24 protein-coding genes and 1 CRISPR repeat array are annotated in these 24,754 nt (G+C 55.6%); of the genes, 16 read left to right on the top strand and 8 right to left on the bottom strand.

Annotation, left to right across the window (positions count from 1 at the left end):
• The first annotated feature begins 25 nt into the window (after nt 1–25).
• Entirely contained in the window at nt 26–793 is a 768-nt protein-coding gene (locus tag N5J69_RS10260; RefSeq protein WP_279770046.1) for a class II glutamine amidotransferase, read from the top strand.
• On the opposite strand, the gene dpaA is transcribed toward N5J69_RS10260, so the two are convergent.
• Nucleotides 764–1,507, bottom strand: a complete 744-nt coding sequence (dpaA, locus tag N5J69_RS10255) for a peptidoglycan meso-diaminopimelic acid protein amidase (protein ID WP_279770045.1) — start codon at nt 1,505–1,507, stop codon at nt 764–766. The two genes, N5J69_RS10260 and dpaA, sit on opposite strands and share 30 nt — an antisense overlap.
• A 244-nt stretch (nt 1,508–1,751) precedes the next feature.
• Here dpaA and dinB point away from each other — a divergent pair, with 244 nt between their 5' ends.
• A complete protein-coding gene (gene dinB / locus N5J69_RS10250; protein ID WP_279770043.1) occupies nt 1,752–2,807 on the top strand; it encodes a DNA polymerase IV in 1,056 nt (351 codons plus the stop codon).
• Between the two features lie 36 nt (nt 2,808–2,843).
• On the opposite strand, the gene N5J69_RS10245 is transcribed toward dinB, so the two are convergent.
• From N5J69_RS10245 to pepD, 4 genes are all read right to left on the bottom strand, one after another.
• Complete coding sequence (locus N5J69_RS10245) at nt 2,844–3,911, bottom strand: sugar ABC transporter substrate-binding protein (protein WP_279770042.1); 1,068 nt, start codon at nt 3,909–3,911, stop codon at nt 2,844–2,846.
• A 25-nt stretch (nt 3,912–3,936) separates the two neighbouring features.
• Nucleotides 3,937–4,938 carry an ABC transporter permease gene (locus N5J69_RS10240; protein ID WP_279770041.1) on the bottom strand — a complete coding sequence of 334 codons (1,002 nt, stop codon included), beginning with the start codon at nt 4,936–4,938 and terminating at the stop codon, nt 3,937–3,939.
• Nucleotides 4,935–6,440 (bottom strand): sugar ABC transporter ATP-binding protein, encoded by a 1,506-nt coding sequence (locus N5J69_RS10235; protein ID WP_279770040.1) that lies wholly within the window; start codon nt 6,438–6,440, stop codon nt 4,935–4,937. The genes N5J69_RS10240 and N5J69_RS10235 overlap by 4 nt, the downstream gene beginning before the upstream one ends.
• A gap of 259 nt (nt 6,441–6,699) precedes the next feature.
• A complete protein-coding gene (gene pepD, locus N5J69_RS10230; RefSeq protein WP_279770039.1) occupies nt 6,700–8,157 on the bottom strand; it encodes a beta-Ala-His dipeptidase in 1,458 nt (485 codons plus the stop codon).
• Nucleotides 8,158–8,411: 254 nt separating this feature from the next.
• On the opposite strand from pepD, the gene gpt reads away from it, so the two are divergent.
• The 3 genes from gpt to crl all read left to right on the top strand — a co-directional run bounded on the left by gpt (nt 8,412) and on the right by crl (nt 10,791).
• The gene (gpt, locus tag N5J69_RS10225) at nt 8,412–8,870 is read left to right on the top strand and encodes a xanthine phosphoribosyltransferase (protein ID WP_031590376.1); all 459 of its coding nucleotides are present in this window, start codon (nt 8,412–8,414) and stop codon (nt 8,868–8,870) included.
• A 115-nt stretch (nt 8,871–8,985) separates the two neighbouring features.
• A complete protein-coding gene (gene frsA, locus N5J69_RS10220; protein WP_279770037.1) occupies nt 8,986–10,233 on the top strand; it encodes an esterase FrsA in 1,248 nt (415 codons plus the stop codon).
• A 156-nt stretch (nt 10,234–10,389) separates the two neighbouring features.
• Nucleotides 10,390–10,791 (top strand): sigma factor-binding protein Crl, encoded by a 402-nt coding sequence (crl, locus tag N5J69_RS10215; RefSeq protein ID WP_009091890.1) that lies wholly within the window; start codon nt 10,390–10,392, stop codon nt 10,789–10,791.
• 428 nt (nt 10,792–11,219) lie between these two features.
• Nucleotides 11,220–12,224: direct repeats of the CRISPR family, unit length 30 nt; unit sequence GTGTTCCCCGCGCGAGCGGGGATAAACCGC.
• A 124-nt stretch (nt 12,225–12,348) separates the two neighbouring features.
• Here the strand turns inward: crl and ompC are convergent.
• On the bottom strand, nt 12,349–13,461 hold the full coding sequence (gene ompC / locus N5J69_RS10210) for a porin OmpC (RefSeq protein WP_279770035.1): 1,113 nt from the start codon (nt 13,459–13,461) through the stop codon (nt 12,349–12,351).
• Nucleotides 13,462–13,699: 238 nt separating this feature from the next.
• Here ompC and proB point away from each other — a divergent pair, with 238 nt between their 5' ends.
• The 11 genes from proB to N5J69_RS10155 all read left to right on the top strand — a co-directional run bounded on the left by proB (nt 13,700) and on the right by N5J69_RS10155 (nt 22,382).
• Nucleotides 13,700–14,803 (top strand): glutamate 5-kinase, encoded by a 1,104-nt coding sequence (gene proB / locus N5J69_RS10205; protein WP_115758900.1) that lies wholly within the window; start codon nt 13,700–13,702, stop codon nt 14,801–14,803.
• Between the two features lie 10 nt (nt 14,804–14,813).
• Nucleotides 14,814–16,067: a glutamate-5-semialdehyde dehydrogenase gene (proA, locus tag N5J69_RS10200; RefSeq protein WP_279770034.1), complete on the top strand. Its 1,254-nt coding sequence runs from the start codon at nt 14,814–14,816 to the stop codon at nt 16,065–16,067.
• Nucleotides 16,068–16,427: 360 nt separating this feature from the next.
• The gene (locus tag N5J69_RS10195) at nt 16,428–17,159 is read left to right on the top strand and encodes a S24 family peptidase (RefSeq protein WP_279770032.1); all 732 of its coding nucleotides are present in this window, start codon (nt 16,428–16,430) and stop codon (nt 17,157–17,159) included.
• Nucleotides 17,160–17,581: 422 nt separating this feature from the next.
• A complete protein-coding gene (locus tag N5J69_RS10190; protein WP_279770030.1) occupies nt 17,582–17,860 on the top strand; it encodes a hypothetical protein in 279 nt (92 codons plus the stop codon).
• 203 nt (nt 17,861–18,063) lie between these two features.
• The gene (locus tag N5J69_RS10185) at nt 18,064–18,531 is read left to right on the top strand and encodes a glycoside hydrolase family protein (RefSeq protein WP_279770028.1); all 468 of its coding nucleotides are present in this window, start codon (nt 18,064–18,066) and stop codon (nt 18,529–18,531) included.
• Nucleotides 18,528–18,875 carry a hypothetical protein gene (locus tag N5J69_RS10180; protein WP_279770026.1) on the top strand — a complete coding sequence of 116 codons (348 nt, stop codon included), beginning with the start codon at nt 18,528–18,530 and terminating at the stop codon, nt 18,873–18,875. Before N5J69_RS10185 ends, N5J69_RS10180 begins: the two co-directional genes overlap by 4 nt.
• Nucleotides 18,872–19,165, top strand: coding sequence for a hypothetical protein (locus N5J69_RS10175; RefSeq protein WP_279770025.1), 294 nt, complete (start codon nt 18,872–18,874; stop codon nt 19,163–19,165). Before N5J69_RS10180 ends, N5J69_RS10175 begins: the two co-directional genes overlap by 4 nt.
• Before the next feature lie 204 nt (nt 19,166–19,369).
• Nucleotides 19,370–21,124: a glycosyl hydrolase family 28-related protein gene (locus tag N5J69_RS10170; RefSeq protein ID WP_279770024.1), complete on the top strand. Its 1,755-nt coding sequence runs from the start codon at nt 19,370–19,372 to the stop codon at nt 21,122–21,124.
• A gap of 153 nt (nt 21,125–21,277) precedes the next feature.
• On the top strand, nt 21,278–21,691 hold the full coding sequence (locus tag N5J69_RS10165; protein WP_279770023.1) for an Ivy family c-type lysozyme inhibitor: 414 nt from the start codon (nt 21,278–21,280) through the stop codon (nt 21,689–21,691).
• Nucleotides 21,692–21,995: 304 nt separating this feature from the next.
• On the top strand, nt 21,996–22,208 hold the full coding sequence (locus tag N5J69_RS10160) for a cold-shock protein (protein WP_003854408.1): 213 nt from the start codon (nt 21,996–21,998) through the stop codon (nt 22,206–22,208).
• Between the two features lie 3 nt (nt 22,209–22,211).
• Entirely contained in the window at nt 22,212–22,382 is a 171-nt protein-coding gene (locus tag N5J69_RS10155) for a cold-shock protein (protein ID WP_279770107.1), read from the top strand.
• A gap of 297 nt (nt 22,383–22,679) precedes the next feature.
• Here the strand turns inward: N5J69_RS10155 and N5J69_RS10150 are convergent, their stop codons facing one another.
• On the bottom strand, nt 22,680–24,257 hold the full coding sequence (locus tag N5J69_RS10150) for a methyl-accepting chemotaxis protein (RefSeq protein WP_279770022.1): 1,578 nt from the start codon (nt 24,255–24,257) through the stop codon (nt 22,680–22,682).
• Nucleotides 24,258–24,558: 301 nt separating this feature from the next.
• The gene (locus tag N5J69_RS10145) at nt 24,559–24,708 is read right to left on the bottom strand and encodes a hypothetical protein (protein ID WP_279770019.1); all 150 of its coding nucleotides are present in this window, start codon (nt 24,706–24,708) and stop codon (nt 24,559–24,561) included.
• Between the last annotated feature and the right edge of the window lie 46 nt (nt 24,709–24,754).

Here is a 24,754-nt window from a genome sequence, read left to right as displayed (position 1 = left end):
GGCCGCTTAATTTAAGGCGGTGGCTATGTGCGAATTGCTCGGGATGAGCGCCAATGTTCCCACGGATATCTGTTTCAGTTTTACCGGACTGGTTCAGCGTGGCGGTGGAACCGGGCCTCACAAAGATGGCTGGGGCATTACCTTTTACGAAGATAAAGGTTGTCGTACGTTTAAAGATCCGCTGCCGAGCTTTAACTCGCCGATTGCGCGTCTGGTTCAGGAGTACCCGATCAAATCGCATTCGGTGGTGGCGCATATTCGCCAGGCGAATCGCGGTCAGGTGTCGCTGGAAAACACCCACCCGTTTACCCGCGAGCTGTGGGGCCGAAACTGGACCTATGCGCACAACGGGCAGCTCAGGGGCTATCGTCAGCTGGAAACCGGCACATTCCGGCCTGTGGGCGAAACGGACAGTGAAAAGGCGTTCTGCTGGATCCTGCATCAGCTGGCGACGCGCTATCCGCGCACGCCGGGCAACTGGCCTGCTGTGTTTCGTTTTATCGGTGAGCTGGCCGGTGCGTTACGGCAGAAGGGCGTGTTTAATATGCTGCTGTCAGACGGCCGTTATCTGATGGCCTTCTGCTCCACCAACCTGTTCTGGATCACCCGCCGCGCACCGTTTGGCCGGGCGCAGTTACTGGATCAGGATGTGGAGGTTGATTTTCAGCAGCACACCACGCCGCATGACGTGGTGACGGTGATTGCGACGCAGCCACTGACGGCCAATGAAACCTGGCAGCGGATTGCGCCAGGTGAATGGGCGTTATTCTGCCTTGGAGAGCGCCAGGAATGAACGTGAAGCGGCTTCGGGACTGGCTAAAACCGGTGCCGGGCTGCTGTTCATTACATATTTCCCGCTGGCAACATTGACCATCGGCGGCTGGTGATATTTCGCAAAATAAGCGTATCCCGGCTGCAGCTGCTGCCAGAAACTGGCATAGGTGGAGTAGCGGTGACGCTGCATGTTGCTGTCGGTCATGCGGAACGGATAGATGCTGATGCTGACATCCTGCTGGCCGTTTCGCAGCGCGGCATTCACGTAGGTAAAAATCTCATCCATGTAGGCGTTGGTCATGGCATAACAGCCAATCGACTTGCAGTCGCCATGAATCATCAGGTAGTTGCCGCTGTAGCCCTGATTACGATCGTACTGATTCGGGAAGCCAATGTTGATCGCACGATAAAAACGGCTATCCGGCTTCAGCTGATTCAGCTTCACGTTGTAAAAACCTTCCGGGCTTTTGAAATCGCCTTCACGCCGTTTCGGGCCAAGGCCACCAGAAAAGTTACAGATGCGATAGGTATCCAGCAGGCGGAATTCGTTACCGATTTTGCCGTAGAGTTCGAGCGTGCGTTCTTCCTTGAAGATCTGGATATAGACCGGGGTGCCGAGTAACTGCTTCTTTAATTCTTTGCTGACCGGTGCCGCTGAGACGGGTTCGGGAGTCATTGCCATGCTGAGAGCTGGCAGTAAAATCATCGCAAACAGGAGTGCGATTTTGCCCATGCTGTGTATACCTTGAGGTGAAGAGAACATGACGCAAATTGTGCGTCTTTGTTTGCATTATCGGAACTGTCCGCTACCGCAGCGCAACATTAAACATTGTCTGTTTTTTTAGCAAGACGCCGACGGTCAGATTCGCGATTTACTGAAAGATATTCGGCGAGAAATTTGTAAACTTTAATCGTCGGCGCGACAAATATTGCAGTTACCCCTGACAACTGTATACTTATCCAGTGCCGGAGGGGGTATGCGTAAAATCATTCATGTCGATATGGACTGCTTCTATGCCGCGGTGGAGATGCGTGATAATCCCCAGCTGCGCGATATCCCGATCGCCATTGGTGGCAGCCGCGAACGCCGCGGGGTGATCAGCACGGCTAACTACCCGGCCCGTAAATTTGGCGTGCGCAGCGCCATGCCAACCGGTATGGCCCTGAAGTTATGCCCGCATCTGCGTCTGCTGCCGGGCCGGTTCGACGCCTACAAAGAAGCCTCCGCGCAGATCCGCAACATCTTTACCCGCTACACCCCGCTGATTGAACCGCTCTCCCTTGATGAAGCCTATCTGGATGTCACCGACAGTCCGCACTGTCACGGCTCTGCCACGCTGATGGCGAAGGAAATACGCGCTACCATCTACCGCGAAACCGGACTGACCGCTTCGGCGGGCATCGCCCCGATCAAATTCCTGGCGAAGATCGCCTCGGACCTGAACAAGCCGGACGGGCAGTATGTGATCACGCCGCCGGAGATGGCCGGCTTTCTGCTGACGCTGCCGCTGGCGAAGATTCCCGGTGTCGGTAAGGTCTCAGCCAAAAAACTGGAAGAGATGGGGCTGGTCACCTGCGGGGATGTGCAGAAGGCAGACTTAGCGCTGCTGCTGAAACGCTTTGGTAAGTTTGGCCGGGTGCTGTGGGAGCGCAGCAATGGCATTGATGATCGTGACGTCATCGTTGAGCGCGAGCGTAAATCGCTGGGGGTGGAGCGTACGCTGGCGGAGGACATCAGCGACTGGGATGCCTGCCTGGAGATTATCGATTTTCTCTATGCGGAACTGGAGCGACGGCTGACGCAGATCCGCCCTGACAGGCAGGTCGCACGGCAGGGCGTCAAACTGAAGTTCAGCGATTTTCAGCAGACGACCCAGGAGCATATCTGGCCGGTGCTGAATAAAGAGGACATGATCGCCATCGCCCGTAAAACCTGGGATGAGCGTCGAGCCGGGCGGGGCGTGCGGCTGGTAGGACTGCATGTCACCATGGTGGATCCCCAGCTTGAGCGTCAGCTGCTGCTGGGTCTGTAATTGTCAGCCTCACCCCACGGCGAGGCTGACAGCGCATTACTTCTTATATTTGGCCGCCAGAGTAGCAAACCACGGCGCGACGAAATCCTGATTGCCGCCCCAGCCTGGAATGATCGTGTTCAGCGACGCGACGTTTACCGCGCCAGCCTGACTGTTCAGCTGCTGCTGAGAGATTGACGCCGCTGCAAACTGGTAGGTTGCTGGCGTCTCTTCACCGGCAATCTTTTTCGCCACCAGACGCATATTGACCGCGCCGATGGTTTTAGGATCGACCGCCACCGTCTGCACCCACGGGCTGTTTTTCTCGCGCATCAGCTGCAAATCCTGATTCGAAACATCAATGCTGTAGAGCTTTATCTCAGTGCGGCCATTTTCCTGCAGCGCTTTGTAAGCGCCCTGGCTGAAGGCATCCCAGGCACCCCAGATTGCGTCGATTTTGCCTTTCGGGTATTTCGCCAGAATCGCGCCAATTTTGTTGGCGGTGTCGCCCTGAACGTCCGTTGAAACCGCCCCGATTGACTCCAGCTGATGAATGCCCGGATTCTCTTTCAGCAGTTTTTCATACACCACCTGACGGCGCTCCATTGGCGGGAAACCCGCGACCCACAGCTTGACGATGTTCGCCTTGCCGTTGAAATCATGGATGAGCTGGCCCAGCGATAGCTGCGCCAGTGAAGCGTCATCCTGCGCGGTGACGGTCACGCCCGGAATCGGGCTATCCACCGGCGTATCAAACACTGACAGTTTGATGCCCGCATCGGCAATCCGCTTCACCAGTCCGCTGGCATAAGGCGCTTTACCGTGTGACAGCACAATGCCGTCATATTTCTGGCTGATCGCCTGATTCACGAAATCCTGGAAGCGTGCGTCATCGCCGTTGCTCAGAAAGGTGCTGACTTTGAAGCCCAGCTGGCGACCCTGCTGAATGGCACCGGCGACGAACTGGGTGGTGTTGTCATCGGAGCCGAGATTGCGGATCACCGCAATACGGATCGGGCCATCATGGCTGGCAATAGAAGCAGGCACCGGGGTGACGGTCTCCGCGAAGGCGGCGCTGGCGTTCAGCAGGCTCAGAGCCAGCAGCGAGAGTGTTATTTTTTGCATTGTTATCAACTCCGGTAAACGCGCCTCAGCGGCGCTGGATATAGGTGATCGCCAGTGCTAATGCCAGCACCAGCCCTTTAATAATGTCCATGGCGTAGTAGGGAACAGAGAGCATCACCAGGCCGTTTTGCAGCACGCCCAGGATCACCGCGCCGACCAGCGTGCCCAGCGCATTTGGCTTGCCGGAGCCTGCCAGTGAGAAGCCAATCCACGCTGCCGCGACTGCGTCCATCAGGTAACCGCTTCCGGCGTTAACCTGCGATGACCCAATACGCGAGGCGAGCAGGATGCCCCCCAGACCGGCGAGCAGGGAGGCAATCACATACGCCAGCACGCGATAGCGTGTCGTACGGATGCCGGAGAGACGCGCCGCTTCAGGATTACCGCCCAGCGCATACATCCGGCGACCATGTTTAGTCAGCGACAGCGCCAGCTGCGCGGCGACGGTGACCACCAGCATAATAATGACGATGGTCGGCACCTGACCGAGCAGGCCAAACGCAGCCGGGATGGTGCCTTCCGCCATGTCCCCGCTCGGCAGCACCATGTTCTCGGTGATCGACCCGCCAAAGCTGTAGGTCATCGCCACACCCTGAATCACGAACAGCGTCGCCAGCGTCGCCAGCATGTCGGGGATGCGCAGGATGACAATCAGGAAGGCATTGAACAGCCCGACCAGGGTGCAGAGCGCCAGGGTGATCAGGATCGCGGTGGTGGTGCCGAAGCCGTACCAGACAAACAGCGAAATCACCAGCGCATTGGCCAGCGAGGCGGTCGAGCCGACCGACAGATCAAAGCCACCCACGGTCAGGGAGATCGACACGCCGATCGCGATCACCGTGACAATGGCAATCGAACGCAGAATATTGATGATGTTGCCAGGCTCAAGAAAGCTGTCGGAGGCAAGACCAAAGGCAGCGATCAGGAGGACCACCGTGAGCAACATGCCCCATTTATAGAGAAAGTCGAACAACTGGTGACGCCACGGCGAGGGGGTCAGATTCAGGCGGGTTTCTTTACTGCTCACGCAGGGGTTCCTCCGGTGGAATAGAGCAAAAGCGTCTCTTCGGTGACGTCGCGTGCAGCCAGCTCGGCCACAATGCGTCCATCCCAGAGCACGCAAATCCGGTCGCACAAGCCGACCAGTTCAGAAAATTCACCTGACGCGTAGATAATGCCTTTCCCCTCGCGCGCCAGGGTGTCGATGAGCGTAAACAGCTCGGTTTTAGCTTTAATGTCGACGCCTTTGGTCGGCTCATCGAAAATCAGCACGTCAGCGTTATTGCGCAGCCATTTGCCAATCGCCACCTTCTGCTGGTTGCCGCCAGAGAGACGGCGCAGCAGTTGTGCCGGACCGGTGGTGCGCACCTGCAGCTGCCGGATGACCTGCTCCGCCCAGCGCCACGCCTGACGATGCCCGAACAGGCTCCAGCGCGAAAAGCTGTCGTCCGCGCTAACGCTCAGGTTCATCGCGACCGACTCATCAATAAAGATCCCCTCTTTACGCCGCTCCTCCGGCACCAGCGCCATGCGGCGGCTGACGGAGTCGTGCGGGGAGCGGGGCTGCCACGGCTGACCGTGCAGTTCACCGCGACTGACGCGGCTTTTGCTGGCACCAAACAGCGCCTTGCACAGTTCGGTTTTGCCCGCACCGGCCAGGCCTGCGATGCCCAGAATTTCCCCTTTGTGCAGCCGCAGTGAGATAGCCTGCAGCAGCTGTTCATCGTGAAGGTCTTCCACCGCCAGCAGCAGCGGCTGTGCCTGCTGCGCACGGCGGGCCGGAAAAATATCGGTGAGCTGATGGCCCAGCATTTTCTCCACGATCTGCTCGCCGCTCAGCGCCGCCATCGGGCCGGTTTCAATCAGACGGCCATCACGCAGCACCGTCAGCTGGTCGCAGATGGCTTTCAGTTCATGGATGCGGTGAGAGATAAAGACAACGCCGATACCGCTGGCCTGCAGACGGCGCACCACGGTAAACAGCCGCTCGCTTTCATGCTGATCCAGCGGGGCAGTAGGTTCATCCAGGATCAGGAAGCGGCAGTGGTGTGACAGCGCCCGTGCCAGCAGAATTTGCTGTTTTTCAGCCAGCGTACAGCGCTCTGCCAGCCGGTTAACGTCAAGTGTTACGTCGAGCTGTGCCAGCAGCGTCCGCGCCTGATGGCGGATGTCGCGCCAGCGATAGCGGTGACCGGGCTCGGCCAGCCGATCCAGCAGAATGTTTTCCGCTACGCTGAGCTGCGGCACCAGCGCCACATCCACTTCCTGCTGAACCAGATGAATACCCAGCCGCTTAGCATCACGCGGCGTGCGGATGGAGACCGGCTGACCATCCAGCAGAATGTCGCCGCTGTAATGGCTGTGCGCGCCGGAAAGGATGGCCATCAGTGTCGATTTGCCTGCACCGTTTGCGCCGGTCAGGGCATGAACCGAATGGCCGTCACTGCGGAAATCCACCGACCATAGCGCGGCAAACCCGCCAAAAGCGATGGAGATGTTACGCATCTCAAGGCAGTTTAACCCTGGCATGTCATTACTCTCCTGAAGAATCACTGGCCGCATTTTTTCCTGAACCTTCAGGCGCGGCAACAGCCGAAAGCGCATAAGCTAGCACGAAATCTTATTAGCCATCCAGACATCTGGACATAATGGCGGCTATAACCAGCGAAGCGCGGGAACGTGGCGGAATAGCAGCGGAAAGCGCGGAAAAGGCAGCGAATTATGCTGGTGAAAAGTCACAGGCATAAAAAAACCAGGCCGGAGCCTGGTTCTTTTTTTGGCGACAGAATTACTTTTCTGGCACCACATTCAGCAGGGTGGTCAGCAGTTTCCAGTAAAGGCCAACGCTTTCGATGTGAACCTGCTCATCCGGCGAGTGCGGCCCGGTGATGGTCGGCCCAATCGACACCATATCCATGTCCGGGTAAGGCTTTTTGAACAGACCACACTCCAGACCGGCGTGAATCACCTGAATGTTCGGCGTCTTGTCAAACAGCGCGACATAGGTCTGACGGGTCAGCGCCATGATGGCGGAGTCCGCATCCGGCTGCCAGCCTGGGTAGCCGCCTTTCGCTTTGGTCTGAGCACCAGCCAGCTGGCCCAGCGAGGTCAGCATCTGCACCACATAATCGCGGCCGGTGTCGATCAGTGAACGGATCAGACAGTTGATCTCTGCGTGGTCATCTTCCATCGTAACCACACCGATATTCAGTGAGGTTTCGACCACGCCTTTCGCGACGTCTGAATTGCGGATAACGCCGTTTGGCGTGCTGTTCAGCAGATTCAGGAAGCGATCGCGGCTGTCAGTGCTCAGGGCATCACCCTGATGCGCCAGCGGCTCGGTAACCAGTGCGATGTTTGGCTCTTTAACGCCGTGCTCGTTTTTAATCGCGCTCAGGAAGTTTGCCGCGGCGGATTTCAGCGCATCCGCTTTGTGGCTTTCGACCGCTACGGTAGCAAAGGCTTCACGCGGGATCGCATTACGCAGCGTACCGCCGGTGAACGCCAGCAGACGCAGATCCAGTTCAGCCGCGTGTGCCGCCAGGAAGCGTGCCAGCAGTTTGTTGGCGTTGCCAAGACCCATGTGAATATCGGCACCGGAGTGACCGCCACGCAGCCCTTTCAGCGTCAGCTTCAGGGTCTGGAACTCAGCAGGCACAGCTTCACGGGTCAGCGGCAGGGTAGAGACGAAGTCGATACCGCCTGCACAACCCATGTAGATCTCACCTTCCTCTTCAGAGTCGGTGTTGATCAGGATTTCAGCCTGCAGCCAGTTGGGTTGCAGACCGAAAGCGCCATCCATGCCCGTCTCTTCAGTCATGGTCAGCAGCACTTCCAGCGGGCCATGCGTCAGGCTGTTGTCAGCCAGCACCGCCAGCGCAGACGCCATACCAATGCCGTTGTCCGCACCCAGTGTCGTGCCACGCGCCTTCACCCACTCGCCGTCAATCCAGGGCTGAATCGGATCTTTGGTGAAGTCATGAACGGTGTCGTTATTTTTCTGCGGCACCATATCCAGATGCGCCTGCAGCGCAACCGGCGTACGGTTTTCCATGCCTGCGGTAGCGGGCTTACGAATCAGGATGTTGCCGACCTGATCGCGCTCACACCAGAAGCCCTGCTCTTTAGCCCAGCCGGTGATGTAGTTCGCCAGCGCTTCTTCGTGAAAAGAGGGATGGGGAATAGAGCAGATCTTAGCGAAAATATCCCACAGTGGCTGTGGAGAGAGTTGAGACAATTCAGACACGACAGGTCTCCTGTGTCAGTGTACCGGCGAGGCCGGACATCGCGAGTTTCCAGTGAAAAATCGCCGTCAGAGAATCTGACGAGCCAGGCCTGAGAATATCACTGTTTCCTGACAGGTGCGCTCTCAGACGCGCTAAAAAGCCGCAACCAGCGTGCGGGTGCTGGTTTTTAGTGCGTCAACTCCTTATAATCTCGCGCAACCTTTTCCCCGTTGCACATTTTTACGCCACTTCGGTTGGCTGGGATTTCTATTCTATGAGCGAAAAATACGTCGTTACCTGGGACATGCTTCAGATTCATGCCCGCAAACTAGCCCAGCGCCTGCTGCCTGTTGAGCAGTGGAAAGGCATCATCGCGGTAAGCCGCGGCGGCCTGGTACCGGCTTCGCTGCTGGCACGTGAACTGGGTATCCGCTACGTTGATACCGTCTGCATCTCCAGCTATGACCACGATCATCAGCGCGAAATGAAAGTCCTGAAGCGCGCAGAAGGCGACGGTGAAGGCTTTATTGTGATCGATGACCTGGTGGATACCGGGGGGACGGCACAGGCGATTCGCGAGATGTACCCGAAAGCGCGTTTCTGCACCATTTTCGCGAAACCTGCCGGTCGTTCGCTGGTTGATGATTATATCGTCGATATTCCGCAGGATACCTGGATTGAGCAGCCGTGGGATATGGGTGTGGTCTACATCCCGCCGATTGTAAAAAACTGATTGATACACATCAGACAACGCCCGGTTTTCCGGGCGTTGTGCTTTCTGAGCCTCGCACCCCGAAATGCCGTACAGTACACTTAGCCATCGCCGTTATGTTGCAGGAGAAGTGAGTATGTCGAGCAAAAATCTCAGCGAGGAGCTATTCAAACCCCGCTTTAAGCATCCTGAAACCTCTTCCCTGGTTCGCCGTCAGCATCACGCTACCCCGGATGTCCACTCAGCCCTGGATGGTGACAGCCAGCGTGGCTGGTATCGCATGCTGAATAAGCTGATGTGGACGTGGCGCGGCCTGACGCCGCAGGAGATCAGCGAAGTCCTGGCGCGTATCGCCATCAGTAACGTTGAACACACCGATGAGACGCTGCTCGACACGGTGATCGGTTTCCGCAGCGGCAACTGGCATTTCGAATGGTGCAAACAGGCGGGCATCTGGCAGCAGAAAGCGCTGGAGGCTGCCGATGACAGCGAGGCGGGCGAAGACTGGCTGCATGCGGCGCACCTCTACAGCGTTGCCGCTTATCCTTATATAAAAGGAGATGAGCTGGCCGACCAGGCACAGACGCTGGCCAATCGCGCCTATGAAGAGGCAACTCAGCGGCTGCCAGGCGAGCTGAAACCCCTGACGTTCGCCATCAAGGGCGGCAGTCCGGTCAGCGGCTTTCTGCACATGCCGCCGGATGTTGACGCGCCTTATCCCACCGTCCTGTTCTGCGGCGCGCTCGACTCGTTACAAAGCGATCACTACCGCCTGTTCCATGACTACCTCGCCCCGCGCGGCATTGCGATGCTGACCATTGATGTGCCGTCGGTGGGTAACTCGGTGAAATGGACGCTGAATCAGGACACCAGTTTTCTGCATCAGCAGGTGCTGCGCGATCTGGAAAATGTGCCCTGGGTGGATCATACCCGCGTGGCAGCGTTTGGTTACCGCTTTGGTGCCAACGTGGCCGTGCGGCTGGCCTATCTGGAATCGCAGCGGCTGCGTGGGGTCGCCTGTCTTGGCCCGATTGTGCATGCGCTGCTGACGCAGACGGCGTTGCAGGATGAGATCCCGGATATGTACATGGATATGCTGGCCAGCCGGTTAGGCATGGCGACCGCCTCCGACAGTGCGCTGCGCACCGAACTCAATCGCTATTCACTGAAAACGCAGGGATTGCTGGGCCGCCGGACGCCAACGCCGATGCTGTCGGGCTACTGGCAAAACGACCTCTTTAGCCCGGAGGAGGAGAGCAGGCTGATCGCTAACTCGTCGTCAGACGGCAAAGCGTTGCTGATTCCGGTGAAGCCGATGATGGCCAGTTTCGACAAGGCGCTGAATGAAATTTGCGACTGGCTGGAGAAGCGTTTAAAAAGGTAACTGGCAAAATTTACAGTATTTGCTACAACTAGTAGCGGAATTCTTCCGGGCTGCCGTCGAGCGGCAGATGACGTCACCTTGCCCCGATGGCACGACGTCACGCAGGCCGTCCGGAAATCAGGACTGTATAGCGGTCAAAACCTATGGAGAATCAGCATGACGTTACCAAGTGGTCATCCCCGCAGTCGCCTGCTCAAGCGTTTTACAGAGCTTGGCCCTTATATTCGCGATGGGAAATGTGGCGAAACCCGGTTCTTCTTCGACTGTCTGGCGGCCTGCGTCAATGTGAAACCGGCACCGGAACTGCGTGAGTTCTGGGGCTGGTGGATGGAGCTGGAAGCGCAGGCTGACCACTTTACCTATGTCTACCATATCGGTCTGTTCGATAAAGAGGGTGACTGGTCGGTGGCAACCATCAAGGGCAAAGAGAACACGGCTCGTGTGGAAGAGACCTTACGGAATTTCCATACTCGCCTGAAGGCGATGCTGAAGGAGTTAGATCTGGACCTTATTCCGGCCAGCGACTTCGATGAGAAACCGGTGAAGCTGAGCGCCTGATAGGGTGTTTCAGAGGAAAAGGGCGAGTGGAAACACTCGCCTTTTTTTTTGTCAAAGTCTTGCCTGGTTCGCTGTGGAGCCGAGTCTGCGAAGGGAGCACGGTACTAGCGGGAAGATGTTATCGCCAGTCTCATACCGTTCGTTCCGCGCAATTATGTACCACATTCATTGGGCTCACAGCCGGGCCAATGCTCCCGGTGTTTTTTCCGGGTGGCGGGATGTTTTCCTCTTTTCCCAGCGTTTTGCGTTGCGACAGGATCCGCTCTGATAGGGGGGTGCTGACACCCTTCAGGCTTTCATTGCGAGCGCTTTTTGCGCCAAAGTTTGTACCGGAGAATAAATGTACATTCAGGTTACGTTCGGGTGTAAAATTCGGTGGAATTTTTTGGTGTGGAAAAACGCATTGTAATCAGCTGGATAACTTTAGAGTGTTCCCCGCGCGAGCGGGGATAAACCGCACTCCCCTCCGAGGTAACAAACCAGCCCACCGTGTTCCCCGCGCGAGCGGGGATAAACCGCTGGTAACAGCGAAAGATTTAACCCGTGAAAGGTGTTCCCCGCGCGAGCGGGGATAAACCGGTTCAGTACCTCACTCATTCCGTAAATGGGTAGTGTTCCCCGCGCGAGCGGGGATAAACCGCTAAAGTAACGAACAACCCCAATCAGATTGAAGTGTTCCCCGCGCGAGCGGGGATAAACCGCAGCTGGAATTCACGTTATCGCTGATCGACAAGTGTTCCCCGCATGAGCGGGGATAAACCGTGTTGAAGCAAAATTTGAGTGGAAAGCACGGGGTGTTCCCCGCATGAGCGTGGATAAACCGCGCGCGTTGTTTAACCCCCTGACCAACTCAGCGTGTTCCCCGCATGAGCGGGGATAAACCGTGGTCTGGTCTCATCGCTATGGACCGCGCCAAGTGTTCCCCGCATGAGCGGGGATAAACCGCCCTCTCCATCGATCGTTTCGCCGTCTATGGTGTGTTCCCCGCATGAGCGGGGATAAACCGTAGCCAGTTCTCTGGATCTCGATGTTGAGCAGGTGTTCCCCGCATGAGCGGGGATAAACCGCTGCGTCATAAGCCTGCGCCTCGAATTCCTGCGTGTTCCCCGCGCGAGCGGGGATAAACCGTCAATTTATATTGATACATGCAACGTGATCGCGTGTTCCCCGCGCGAGTGGGGATAAACCGCATCCGGGCGGGATCTATTAACCAGATTCAGGGTGTTCCCCGCGCGAGTGGGGATAAACCGGCGAAACGATGATGATGTCACGTAGCAAAACGGTGTTCCCCGCGCGAGCGGGGATAAACCGGTGTGGGAAACGAGCCTGATTGCAGAAGTAGCGTGTTCCCCGCGCGAGCGGGGATAAACCGTAGTTACGCAGGATTTCCAGCGCAGGTTTTACGTGTTCCTCGCCCCAGCGGGGATAAACCGGCCAGTGCTACCGCTGAATGCGTGCTGGTGATGTGTTCCCCGCACAAGCAGGAAGAGCCAGGCGTTGTCAGCACGCTGTGCCTGAAGCCTGACTCTTCCCATGCCGGGTGGTTTGCGCCTGAAATCAGAACTGGTAAGTCACACCCATCGCCACCACGTCATCGTTGTTAAGCGACAGCGCGTTGTCATCATCCAGCTGGTTGATTTTGTAATCCACGAAAGCCGACATATTTTTGTTGAAGTAGTAGGTCGCGCCCACGTCGATATATTTCACCAGATCCGCATCGCCGATACCGTTTTCGATATCTTTGCCTTTGGTCTGCACATAGCCAATAGAAGGACGCAGGCCAAAGTCGAACTGATACTGCGCCACCAGTTCAATGTTCTGCGCTTTGTTGGCGGCACCCGCAACGGATGCGCCGGTGTTGCGGTTGGTGCCGCTGATTGGCGTCATGTTGCGGGTATCGGTGTAGATCGCTGCCAGGTAAACGCTGTTGGCATCATACTTCACGCCTGCGCCCCAGGAATCCGCACGGTCACCGCCGCCATAGGCACGCGCCTGCTGCTGGTTGGTGCGGTCAGATGAGGTGATCGCACTCATCAGGCTCACGCCGCTGTCACCCAGCGCATAGCCCAGAGAGGCACCGTAACCGTCGCCGTTCTGGCGGTTAATATCGGTACGGCTGTTGGTGCTGGTCGCATCATTTTTGCCCTGATATTGCAGGGCAAATTTCAGCCCATCGACCAGACCAAAGAAGTTGTTGTTGCGGTAAGTCGCAACGCCGGTGGCGCGCTGGGTCATGAAGTTATCGGAACGGGCCGTGCCGTCACCACCAAATTCCGGGAACACGTCGGTCCAGGCCTCAACGTCATACAGCACGCCATAGTTACGGCCATAATCCACGGAACCATACTGTGAGAATTTCAGACCGGCAAAACCGAGGCGGGTTTTGTTGCCGTTATTGGCGTCGCTGCCTTCAGAGTTATTTACGTTGTACTGATATTCCCACTGACCGTAACCGGTCATCAGGTCATTAATCTGCGTCTGGCCTTTGAAGCCAATACGGGTATAAGACTTGTCACCGTCTGCGCTGGCATTATCGCTGATGTAATGCTCAGCTTTAACTTTGCCGTATAAATCCAGTTTGTTGCCATCTTTGTTATAGATTTCGGCAGCGTGCGCGGCAGAAGCCAGCGTCAGCGTGGAGACGATCATGGCCAGTGTGCTTTTCTTCATTTGCTATCAATCCCAATGTGAACGCCGTAAAAAAATGAAAGTTTTTGTAAAGCACCGACTTTTTACCCGTCAGTGATGAACTTTTTATGACACTTTTCCGGATTTCTTGTTAATGCTGAACTTTTGGTCTACGCCCTTGTCCGCGTAAATTCGTGCTTTTCCCCCGCTGCCTGTTGGCTTCCTTATCGACTCCTGTTAAAACGTCCTTTCGTAAAAATTTTTCACTACGGCAGGAAATATGAGTGGCAGTCAGACCTTAGTGGTCAAGTTGGGTACCAGTGTTCTTACCGGCGGTTCTCGCCGGTTGAATCGGGCACACATGGTGGAGCTGGTTCGCCAGTGCGCGCAGCAGCATGCCGCAGGCCACCGCATTGTGATCGTCACCTCTGGCGCGATGGCCGCCGGACGTGAACATCTGGGCTATCCCGAACTGCCACCTACCATCGCCTCAAAGCAGCTGCTGGCTGCGGTGGGGCAGAGCCGTCTGATTCAGCTGTGGGAACAGTTATTCTCTATCTACGGCATCCACATTGGTCAGATGCTGCTGACCCGTGCCGACATGGAAGACCGTGAACGTTTCCTCAATGCGCGTGACACGCTGCGCGCGTTGCTGGATAACCACATTGTGCCGGTGATCAACGAGAACGATGCGGTGGCCACCGCCGAAATCAAAGTAGGTGACAACGATAATCTCTCGGCGCTGGCCGCCATGCTCGGCGGGGCCGACAAACTGCTGCTGCTGACCGATCAGCAGGGCCTGTTCACGGCCGACCCGCGTAACAATCCAGAGGCTGAGCTGATCAGTGACGTCTATGTGATTGACGATGCGCTACGTGCTCTTGCGGGGGACAGCGTATCCGGTCTCGGCACCGGCGGCATGTCGACCAAGCTTCAGGCGGCAGATGTTGCCTGCCGCGCCGGTATTGATGTGATCATCGCGTCGGGCAGTCGCAGCGGTGTGATCAGCGATGTGATTGACGGCAAGCCGGTTGGCACGCGCTTCCATGCACAGCAATCGCCGCTGGAGAACCGTAAACGCTGGATTTTTGGTGCGCCACCGGCGGGTGAACTCACCGTCGATGATGGTGCGCTGGCGGCCATCATCGAACGCGGCAGTTCGCTTCTGCCGAAAGGGATCCGTGCTATTCAGGGCAATTTCTCACGCGGTGAAGTAATCCGCATCCGCAGCCTGCAGGGCCGGGATATTGCTCATGGCGTTTCACGCTACAACAGCGACGCGATGCGGATGATCGCCGGTCATCACAGCCAGCAGATCAGTGAAATCCTGGGATATGAATATGGCCCGGTGGCGGTTCACCGCGACGACATGATCGTCAGTTAAGGAGCGGACAATGCTTGAAGAGATGGGAAAAGCGGCACGTGCCGCAGCTTACACCGTTGCCGAACTGTCGACGGCTGAGAAGAATCAGGTTCTGATGACCATTGCTGACTGCCTTGAAGCGGAAAGCGCTGAGATTCTGGCAGCCAATGAGCTTGATTTGGCCGATGCGCGTCAGAACGGCATGAGCGCCGCGCTGTCAGACCGGCTGGCACTCAACCCGCAGCGCCTGGCCAGCATCGCCAGCGACGTGCGGCAGGTGTGTCAGCTGGCCGATCCGGTGGGACAGCTTATTGACGGCGGTCAGCTCGACAGCGGCCTGCGCATTGAACGTCGTCGCGTGCCGCTGGGGGTGGTTGCCGTCATTTATGAGGCGCGCCCCAACGTCACGGTTGACGTCGCCAGCCTGTGCCTGAAAACCGGCAACGCCGCCATACTGCGCGGCGGGAAAGAGACCTGGCGCACCAATGCGGCCACCGTTCGGGTGATCCAGAAGGCGCTGAAACAGCACGGTTTACCAGCGGCTATCGTGCAGGCCATTGAGAATCCGGATCGCGAGCTGGTGAATCAGCTGCTGAAGCTGGATCGTTACGTCGATATGCTGATACCGCGTGGCGGAGCCGGTCTTCACAAGCTGTGCCGGGAAAACTCCACCATTCCGGTGATTACCGGCGGCATCGGTGTCTGTCACATCTATATTGATGAAACGATGGAGATTGATCCCGCACTTGATCTGATCGTCAACGCCAAAAAGCAACGTCCCAGCGCCTGTAACTCACTGGAAACGCTGCTGGTGGATCAGGCCATTGCCGAACGTTTCCTGCCCGCCTTCAGCGCACGTATGGCGCAGGAAGGCATTGCACTGCATGCTGACAGCAACGTGCTTACGTCGCTGCAGCAGGGCCCGGCACCGGTTAAGCTGGTGAATCCACAGCAGTACGATGATGAGTGGCTGTCGCTGGATCTTAACGTCAAATTAGTGGCGAACATGAATGAGGCGATCGATCACATCCGCACGCATGGCACGCAGCACTCAGATGCTATCCTGACCCGCAACACCCGCAATGCGGCGCGTTTTGTCCGTCAGGTCGACTCTTCTGCGGTCTATGTCAACGCCAGCACCCGTTTCACCGATGGCGGACAGTTTGGCCTGGGGGCGGAAGTGGCGGTCAGCACCCAGAAACTGCATGCGCGGGGACCCATGGGATTAGAGGCGCTGACGACCTACAAATGGATAGCCTGGGGCGACGACACGCTCCGGCCGTAACTACGATAATTTTTAACAAAACGGGCGTCTTTCAGAGACGCCCGTTTTTTTTGGCGCTGAATTCCGGTCCAGTAAAAGATAGAGTTTTCTGCCCATCCGATTAATTTTCATTTCGATCCCCTCATCGTTGCCCGTTATGCTGGCTGAATTTCACGCAGTTTCTTACAGAACATTCCTGAAAGCCGGGGCTGTATGCGGCCTGAGGCAATATTTTTTGTTCAGCTGCAGGCTGAAGCGGATAATGATAATTAGAAATGCTTGATAAAGCGGTTAGGTAGTAAACGAGCGGTAATATAAAATGAACTGGTAGCAATAATGAAAATAACATCCAGTATCTCTTCTATGGCTGATTATTAACTAATGGTTAAAAAAGAAAGTACAAGACAAGCTTTCACCACCAGGCTGATAGCGGCCTGTGAGAGTGCCGGCATTGTCGGACACGGACGAAACAAACAGGTTGCCAGAGCCCTGCAGCAGCAAGGCTGTAAGATTTCAACGCCAGGAGTGTGGAAGTGGTTTAACGCGCAGTCAGTCCCTGATGGCGGCAATTTACTGGCACTCAGTCAGTTACTGGGCGTCAGAGTTGAATGGCTGCAGTACGGTATGGATCAACCCGCTGAGCCGGTGACGCTGAGCACGTTCACCGGCCATAAGAACGTGTTTCGGGTTGATAGCCTCGATATCGGGCAGCGAAGCGCTGCGGGTCTGCCCGCGCGTGATGAGTTTGTGGAGACCATCCAGGCAATCGAATATGGTCTGGATGAGGCGCGGGTGCTGTTCAACGGACGCCCGGCGGAGAACATCCGGTTAATTGCTATCAACAGTGACTCCATGGCTGACACCTTTGCGCCGCGCGATCAGCTGTTTGTGGATATCAGCGTGCGGATGTTCGACGGTGACGGCATCTATATTTTCACCCTGGATGAGCAGCTCTATCTCAAGCGCCTGCAGCTACAGCATAAGAAAATTGCTGTAATATCAGACAATAAACGTTATGAAACCTGGTATCTTAATCATGATGACGTCACCAGCCTGAAGGTCCTGGCAAAAGTGATCATGAGCCAGGCGCGTCACTATCAAATCCTCGGCTAAGGCCGCTTTTGCTGCTTTTCTCAGACGTGCTGCAAAAAAATAATCGGCATAAATTCATAAATTTAACCAGCGGTAAATAAAAAATTAACCAACAGTGTTTGATAAAGCATAAGAACCTGTTAATAATTTGGATATGGATGAACGAAACAGTTCTTTCACGGATGAGCCGCTCTTAAACAATTGAGGCGCTGCACAAGCGCGAATCATACCACCCCAAAGTCAGTGAACTTTGGGATGGGGTGGATGCGCAAAATGCAGCGTCGTCAGATGCCGTTTATTTCCCCTCGCTTACTTTCCACCTGGCTGCTAACGCAGCCGGGCGGCGAGCGTGCGAGCGCGATACACGTCATTCGGGCCCGTTCGGATCACCGAAAGCTCGCGCCTGCCACCCCATCGCCAAAGACTCATTCACAGGAGGAGTTATGGCGATAATTCACTATGGCAAAAGCGTTTTTGCGGGCAACGCACGTACTCGTCGCCATCGGCGGCGCCAGCCTCTCAGCAGCCTGAAACAGAGCATCGACCAGGCCCTGAATTTCCCCACTGAACCCCCGGTTCTCAGACGTGCAGAGCAAATCTGCCAGCGTCAGGTCGCTCCACGCGTTGACCGCGCAATCACCGCCCCCCGCATGACCAGTCAGGAAACACCCAGTTTCGATAATTGCTGTCTTCCGGACATTCACCTTTACGCCGTGAGCTGAAAGGCGAAAAAGCCTGCTTTTTCGTCCCGGCTGGAGCCTGTCTCTCTCCAGCTTTCACTGGGCGCAATCTGCTGCATTACTGTTCAGTTTTGCTGCAGGGTCAGTCAGGTCTTCTGCTGCCCCTTACAGGGTAATGATCAGCGGGCGTTATGTATTTCATTTCACAGGGCCAGATGGCTTTAACCCGTCATTAAGGAGTTGTTATGAGCCAGATAATTGCAGTACTGAATTTCGAAGAGGGATACGTCGACACGCCTTATCTCGACACGCTGGGCTTTCCTACGGTGGCGGGCGGTATCCGCATCGGGCCGAAGGGGGCCTCGCTGAGTAATTACACGTTTCGCGTGCCACGGCGCGCCGGGGATGTCTGGAAGCAGTGCATTCTGGAAAACAAAATTCAGGAGATGCAGAGCAGGGATTTGCTGCGTAATGCGCTGGCGAAGTGCAACGACGCCCGAACGGATGTTTTGCTGAGCATGGCTTATCAGCTGGGCGTTGAAGGTGTCCTGCAGTTCAAAAACATGCTCACCGCCATCGTGGCTGAGCAGTTTAATGAGGCAGCTGACGCAATGATGAACAGTCTCTGGGCCCGCCAGACGCCGGGCCGCGCCAGACGTCACGCCGAAATGATGCGCAGCGGAACCTACGCGGTTTACAGGGGGCTGCTATGAGATGGCTCATGTTTCTCGTTGCCGTGCTGACGGCAATCATCATTCTGCTGCTTTTGCAGCGCTTCACCACCCTGCAGTTCGTCTCGCATGCCCGCCTTCTCTTCAAAACCTGGTCCGTCTGGCTCGCGTCGCTGGGATCCATGCTCAGCGCCTGGGCGCAGTCGTTTCCTTCTGCCGCCGTCGAGGCCTGGAGCGCACTTCCTGAAGACGTCAAAGCCATTCTGCCACACAACTACCTGGGGCTGGTGGGGGCGTTCATGGTGGCGATGGGGGTTATTGCCCAGTTTGTTCGTCAGAAAAATCTGCTCAGCGCGAAAGAGCAGGCTGAAGGAGCGAAACCATGACTCTGATAACCACTTTACTGGGCGGCGGCTGGCACTGGCTTGCCGCACTGGCTGCCGTCATCGCGGCGCTGGGAGCCAGTTATTACGGCGGCAGGAAAATCGGCAAAGTGCAGCAAAAAGCGCGATCTGACGTCGAAAACGCGCAACAAGAGGCGTCCCGCGTCAGCGCGGTGGCGCAACAGCAACAACACAACCGCGAGGAGGCTAACCGTGTGGCGACAGACAACCACAGCCTTGATGACGCTGCTGCTCGCGACAAGCTGCAGCAGTCGAAATACCACAAACCCTGAGCCGGTGGCGATCACTGACTCTGCCTGCGTACTTTTTTCCCCTCTTTATACCTACGGCGATGACGCGCAAAAAATGGACGTTCGAACGGTGCGCGCCATCAACACCCACAACGACATGTGGGACACCCTTTGCGGCCATCCGGCTGCGGCGAAGTAGTGCGCTGATAATCAGCGCGATATCCCAATGATCCTGAGGAGGATTCTATGATCGAAGTTAACTCTTTTGCTGAACTGCGTACCACAGTCCCACCAAAATCAGGTGAAGTGGCGAGCCTGAAACGCTATTACGACAAAGATTCCAGCTTCCGTGGCGGCGCTGATTTTGTCGGCTTCCTCAGCACCACCCCGCTGAAGGATGATGGTGGTACGGTGGCGGTGGGGAACGGTTTCTACTGGAAGCGCACCATCAACGATCCCACTGAAGTGAATATCCTGCACTTCGGCGCGAAAGGGGATGGTGTCACCGATGATACCGACGCCTTTAAGCGGATGCTGGCATGGACACAGACCTATAACACCTACGTGAAATCGCTGCCGGTGCGTTTTCCGGGGGGCCGCTTCCTGATTTCACCTATCGATCTCAGTGATACGGAGACGGCGTTTTTTGGTATTCAGGGTGATGATAGCGATCTTGGATCGTCACCGCGCACCACCATTATTTCCGACAAAAGCGCGAACACGGTGTTTAAGGTTAATGCGCGCCGAATCGTCATCAAAGGCATCTGCTGGCACGGGCAGGCTAACGCCGGTACTGTCGACACCACGGCCAAAGTGACCGTCACGCCTGAGCAGTGCAGCAACAATCAGCCGTTCTTTGAAAATACGATTGTTGGCGGCCAGATCGTCAATATCTTCTGCTTTAAGGCGCAAAGTACCGGCGGAACCGTCTTCAAGCTGCAGGATACCCTCGACAGTAAATTTGACCAGATTTACAGCTCAAGCACCTTCTCACGCGTGTTTGATGTCGGCTGGTCAAACACACCGAAGGGGAACTGGGACCACTCAACCGCCATTGAGCTGTGCAATGCCAACTTCCAGTCGGGCTATGGCGACGCCACGCTCTATATGCCGCGCGTCACCCAGGGGATTATGCGCAACGTCTGGATTGAGCACACCACGAACCCAGGGGATCTGTCGGACGGCGGCTGGACCATTGATACGCTCAACATTGAAGATTGCGGCACGCCGCTCAATCTCAACAATGCCCGCGTCCTGATGCGTCATATCAACCTGCAGGCCGGGGCGAAAATCACCAATGACGTGGCCGGGAGTAAATGGCTGTCGACCTTTGAATATGGCTATCGCCGGGATGAAAACTACGGCTCCTTCCTGACCGGTTCGCTGCGCGCTGGCTATTACAGCGGCTATAAGGTGGTGAACAACACCGACACCGACAACTGGTATCGGCTGGGACAGCTCTATTTCCCGGCACCTAACCAGCAGTGGGTGATGGAGTTAATCGGTAAAGCGGATGCCACCGCGCCCTCCGGCACCGCCGGTTCGCCGGTGAACGTCGCGGGGACGGGTAAGACGCTGATCAACCTGCAGCGACTGGAGACGGTCTGGGCCGATGCGTACCACATGGGGCAGCCTTCCGTGCTGGACATCCGCTATGGCCGGGTAGGGACCACCTATGCTGTTATCTGGGTCAAGCTGAAAGCCAACAGCGGCGAGACGATGTTCAACCTGAAGACCACCGGTCCGACCCGTTTCGACACCGGCTCCTGCTCGCTGTTCCAGTCCGACATGTCAGTGGTGACAGACGTCACCAAAGTTGGCTCGCTGAAACCCGCTGCACGCTTCGGCATGCACAACGGACTGGCGGGCATCGGAGCCAACGAAAAAGGCGTGGTTACGCTCGCCACCGCAGCGGGAACACCCGCCAACAAGACCGCGCCAACCGGTTTTGTGCTGATCAATATCAACGGCGTTGACCGCAAGGTTCCTTACTACGATTGATGATCGGCATGCTTTGGGCGAGGCTCCGGCCTCGCCCTTTTTTGATCGGCCTGCCTGACGTTTCAATAAAAGCCTTTCATTACTGACAACGCGTGGCAAAGCCGATAATGTCCTGTTGACGCAGACACACTCAGGTAAGAGGAAGGAAACGCGATGAAGAAAGGTCTTATAGTGGCAGCATTAGCTGGCGTGCCGATGTTAGTAAGTGCGGCAACCCAGCCCTATCTGTTTGATTTCAGTGCGAACAAAGAAACCGGAAAGGCGTATCAGCGTCTTATTGCCGGGCATAATTTCCCGGCATGGGTTAAGCAGGGCGGGACCAGTACTCCTGCCACTACCGTTACCTTCAGGGGGGAAACCTGGCAGGCACTTTCCGGCTGTAAGCCGCACAACTGTCCGGCACAATCTATTGCCATTCTTTACTCGCCGGAGAAAGGGGAGATTCATGGTGTTTACTCTGACTACGATGAAAAAACGGATCGTCAGACGCTTACCTGGCTCAATCTCAATCCAACAGAAGATGCGGGGATGCGAAACATTCTGTTCAGTCGGCTGAATGGTGACTGAGCAGCGTGATTTTTCCTGCCCGGCGACAGTACAGGGCAGGCTATCACACCGTCGCGGCACTGCGCCGCTCTCGGATGACGCTATTTGCGTTTAATTTGAATTGCGGCTTGCGCCACCGTAAGAACTGTGGCTTAATGAATTGTCGGTTTGATTAACAGACACTATCAAAGTAAGTAACCAAAGCAGTTCTCATCTCTAAGTTTGTCGCGAGACATCCCTTCTTTTTGAGTCTTCTCTTACGTTCTGATTAAACTCTGTTCTCAGGCCATTACGCCGGAAGGCTCGATATATTAAGGATTTAAGCATGTCTAACAAAATTCGCGGTACCGTTAAATGGTTTAACGCTGAGAAAGGCTTCGGTTTCATCTCTCCTGCAGACGGCAGCAAAGATGTATTCGTACACTTCTCTGCAATCCAGGGCACCGATTTCCGTTCATTAGACGAAGGTCAGCAAGTTGAATTCACAGTAGAAAATGGTGCCAAAGGCCCAGCTGCTGCGAACGTTGTTGGTCTCTAAGGACTGAAAATTACTTTTAAATGTCCTCACTGTAATGGCTCACAGTTTCGTACATCACATTTTGATGTTACAAGAGCCAACCCGCATGGAGCGAAATGCATTTTCTGCAAATCTGTCGTTGTTCAGGTGAACACGGCGAGGAGTGCAATTCAGAGCCAGCTTCGCGCGCTCTGATAACGGCTAGTGAGCTATATGGCGTTGTTGCATTTACAGTAATAAAAGGCTGCCTCTGGCGGCCTTTTTTGTTTATGCGTTTTCCATGTTCAGCGCTCAACCTCTAAACGCCAATCTTCAAACTCCAGCCTCCAGCCTCCAGCCTCCAACCTTCAACCTTCAGCCTCCAACCCCTTCCCCTACCAGCCGGTTTACCTTTGTTTTCTTGTGTCACTCACATGGCGAGCGGCCTGTCATCGCTTTGCGGGCTTTTATCACGCAAAAAAAAGCCCGCCGGAGCGGGCCATTTACAGGGGATTAGCGCAGGACGGGTTGCAGTGAAAGCTTGCCGGTATTGAACACGCTCATTGCCTGTGCCATACGTTCAGCCTGATCCTGCAGCGCTTGTGAGGCAGCTGACGCTTCCTGAACCAGCGCGGCGTTCTGCTGCGTTACCGCTTCCATCTGGGTAATTGCCTGGTTGATTTCATGGATGCCACTGCTCTGCTCACTGCTGGCAATGGTGATTTCGCTCATGATATTCGCCACGCTCTGCACGCTGTTCACCACTTCACCGATGGTTGAACCGGCATGTGTTACCAGTTTGCTGCCCTCATCGACTTTAGCGACAGAATCTTCAATCAGCACCTTAATCTCTTTGGCTGCGGAGGCTGAGCGCTGCGCCAGATTACGCACCTCGCTCGCGACCACCGCAAAGCCACGACCCTGTTCACCCGCACGTGCCGCTTCAACCGCTGCGTTCAGGGACAGAATATTGGTCTGGAAGGCAATGGAGTCGATGACGCTGATGATGTCGACAATCTTGCGTGAGGAGAGGGCGATCGCTTCCATTTTCTCGATGACCTTCTCCATCACCACGCCACCTTCACGTGCTACGCTGGAAGTGGTTGAAACCAGGTGATTGGCTTCACGCGCATTATCGGCGTTGTGTTTAACGGTTGATGTCATCTGCTCCATGGCAGAGGCGGTCTCTTCCAGCGAGCTGGCCTGCTGTTCGGTGCGGGTTGAAAGATCAAGATTGCCGCTGGAGATTTGATTCGAAGCCACCGCGATGGTGTCGGAGCCGGTACGCACTTCGGTTACAATCGACAGCAGGTTATCGTTCATGCGCTGCAGCGCCTGCATCAGGACGCCAGTTTCATCACGTGAGGTTACCTGAATCTGTGAACTCAGATCGCCAGCAGCAACGCGTTCAGCGACGTCAACAGCCGTAACCAGTGGACGCACAATAGAGCGGGTCAGGAAGTAGCCCAGCATAATCGAGGCCAGAATCGCCAGTGCGGCGAAAATCAGCGTGATGGTGATAGCTGACTGACCATTTTCCACAATGCCCTGGCCTTCACTGCGAAGCTGTGAGTCCTGTGAGTTGGCAAAATTCACGGCATCCTGAAGAAACTTATTCTGCGTAGCGGTCATCGATTTCAGCACATAAGTGCTGGCCGCATCAAAATCCCCGGCTTTAACCAGGGCGATCAGTTCCGCTTTAACTTTCTCAAAGGCCTGAGAGGAGGCCAGCAGACCGGCAATCTTTTTCTTACCAATCGGCGTGACCTGAATATCCTCAATCTTTTTCATGGCGATGTTGGTGCGTTGTGTGGCTTCATCCAGCTGACTGTAACGCTTCGCATTCATGTCGGGGCGTGTTGTGTCGATCACCATGCCGCGCAGGTATTTGATCTGATCGTTGACGCCATCGCGCACATCAAATGCCAGTCGTACTTTCACATAGCGATCGTCAATGATCGATGAGATCGCGGTATTAATACTGTTAATTCTGGTAATGGATGTTACGCCAATCACTATCAGTAACGTCACGATAATACCGAAGGCTGCTGCGAGCCGCATTCCCACCTTCATATTCCTGATACTGAACATGTTCTCCTCCCCGTTTTATTATTAATCAATTTGTTAGCACCAATCAGGTTCTCTGCTGTTGTGCGTAGTGCCTTGCTGATGTCTGTGGTCACAGCCGCAGGCAAAAAGGTAATCTCGCGCATACAGTTATCGGAGCAATAAGATGTACCTTTAATAATTTTTAAGTAATAACGGTGCGTGAATAAATAGTCACGGAAAAACATCAGGAAAGGTTAACAAATAGACAGAAGGGAAATTCAGGTAAAAAAAAGGGCCGTCAGCAGGAATGCTGACGGCCCGATCCAGACAAACATGAATGGATTCAGAAAATTAAGAAATAGAGACCGGCCCAGAATGCAAGACTTAAGGTGACGGCGGTAATCCAGGCCAGCTGGCGTAAACGGCCACGCAGCACCTTCTGCGGTGAAGGCGCAGCCGGTGCCGGGGTAACGGGTAATGTTTCAATGTGCATAGTCAGTTCCTGATCAGATCAGCCATTCCGCTGGCTGAAGTGAAAG

It is taken from the genome of Pantoea sp. GD03673 (assembly GCF_029844725.1).
In the GTDB taxonomy this organism is placed as follows: Bacteria; Pseudomonadota; Gammaproteobacteria; order Enterobacterales; family Enterobacteriaceae; genus Pantoea.
Note: the sequence above shows the minus strand (reverse complement) of the source record. Positions and strands in the feature narration are given on the sequence as shown.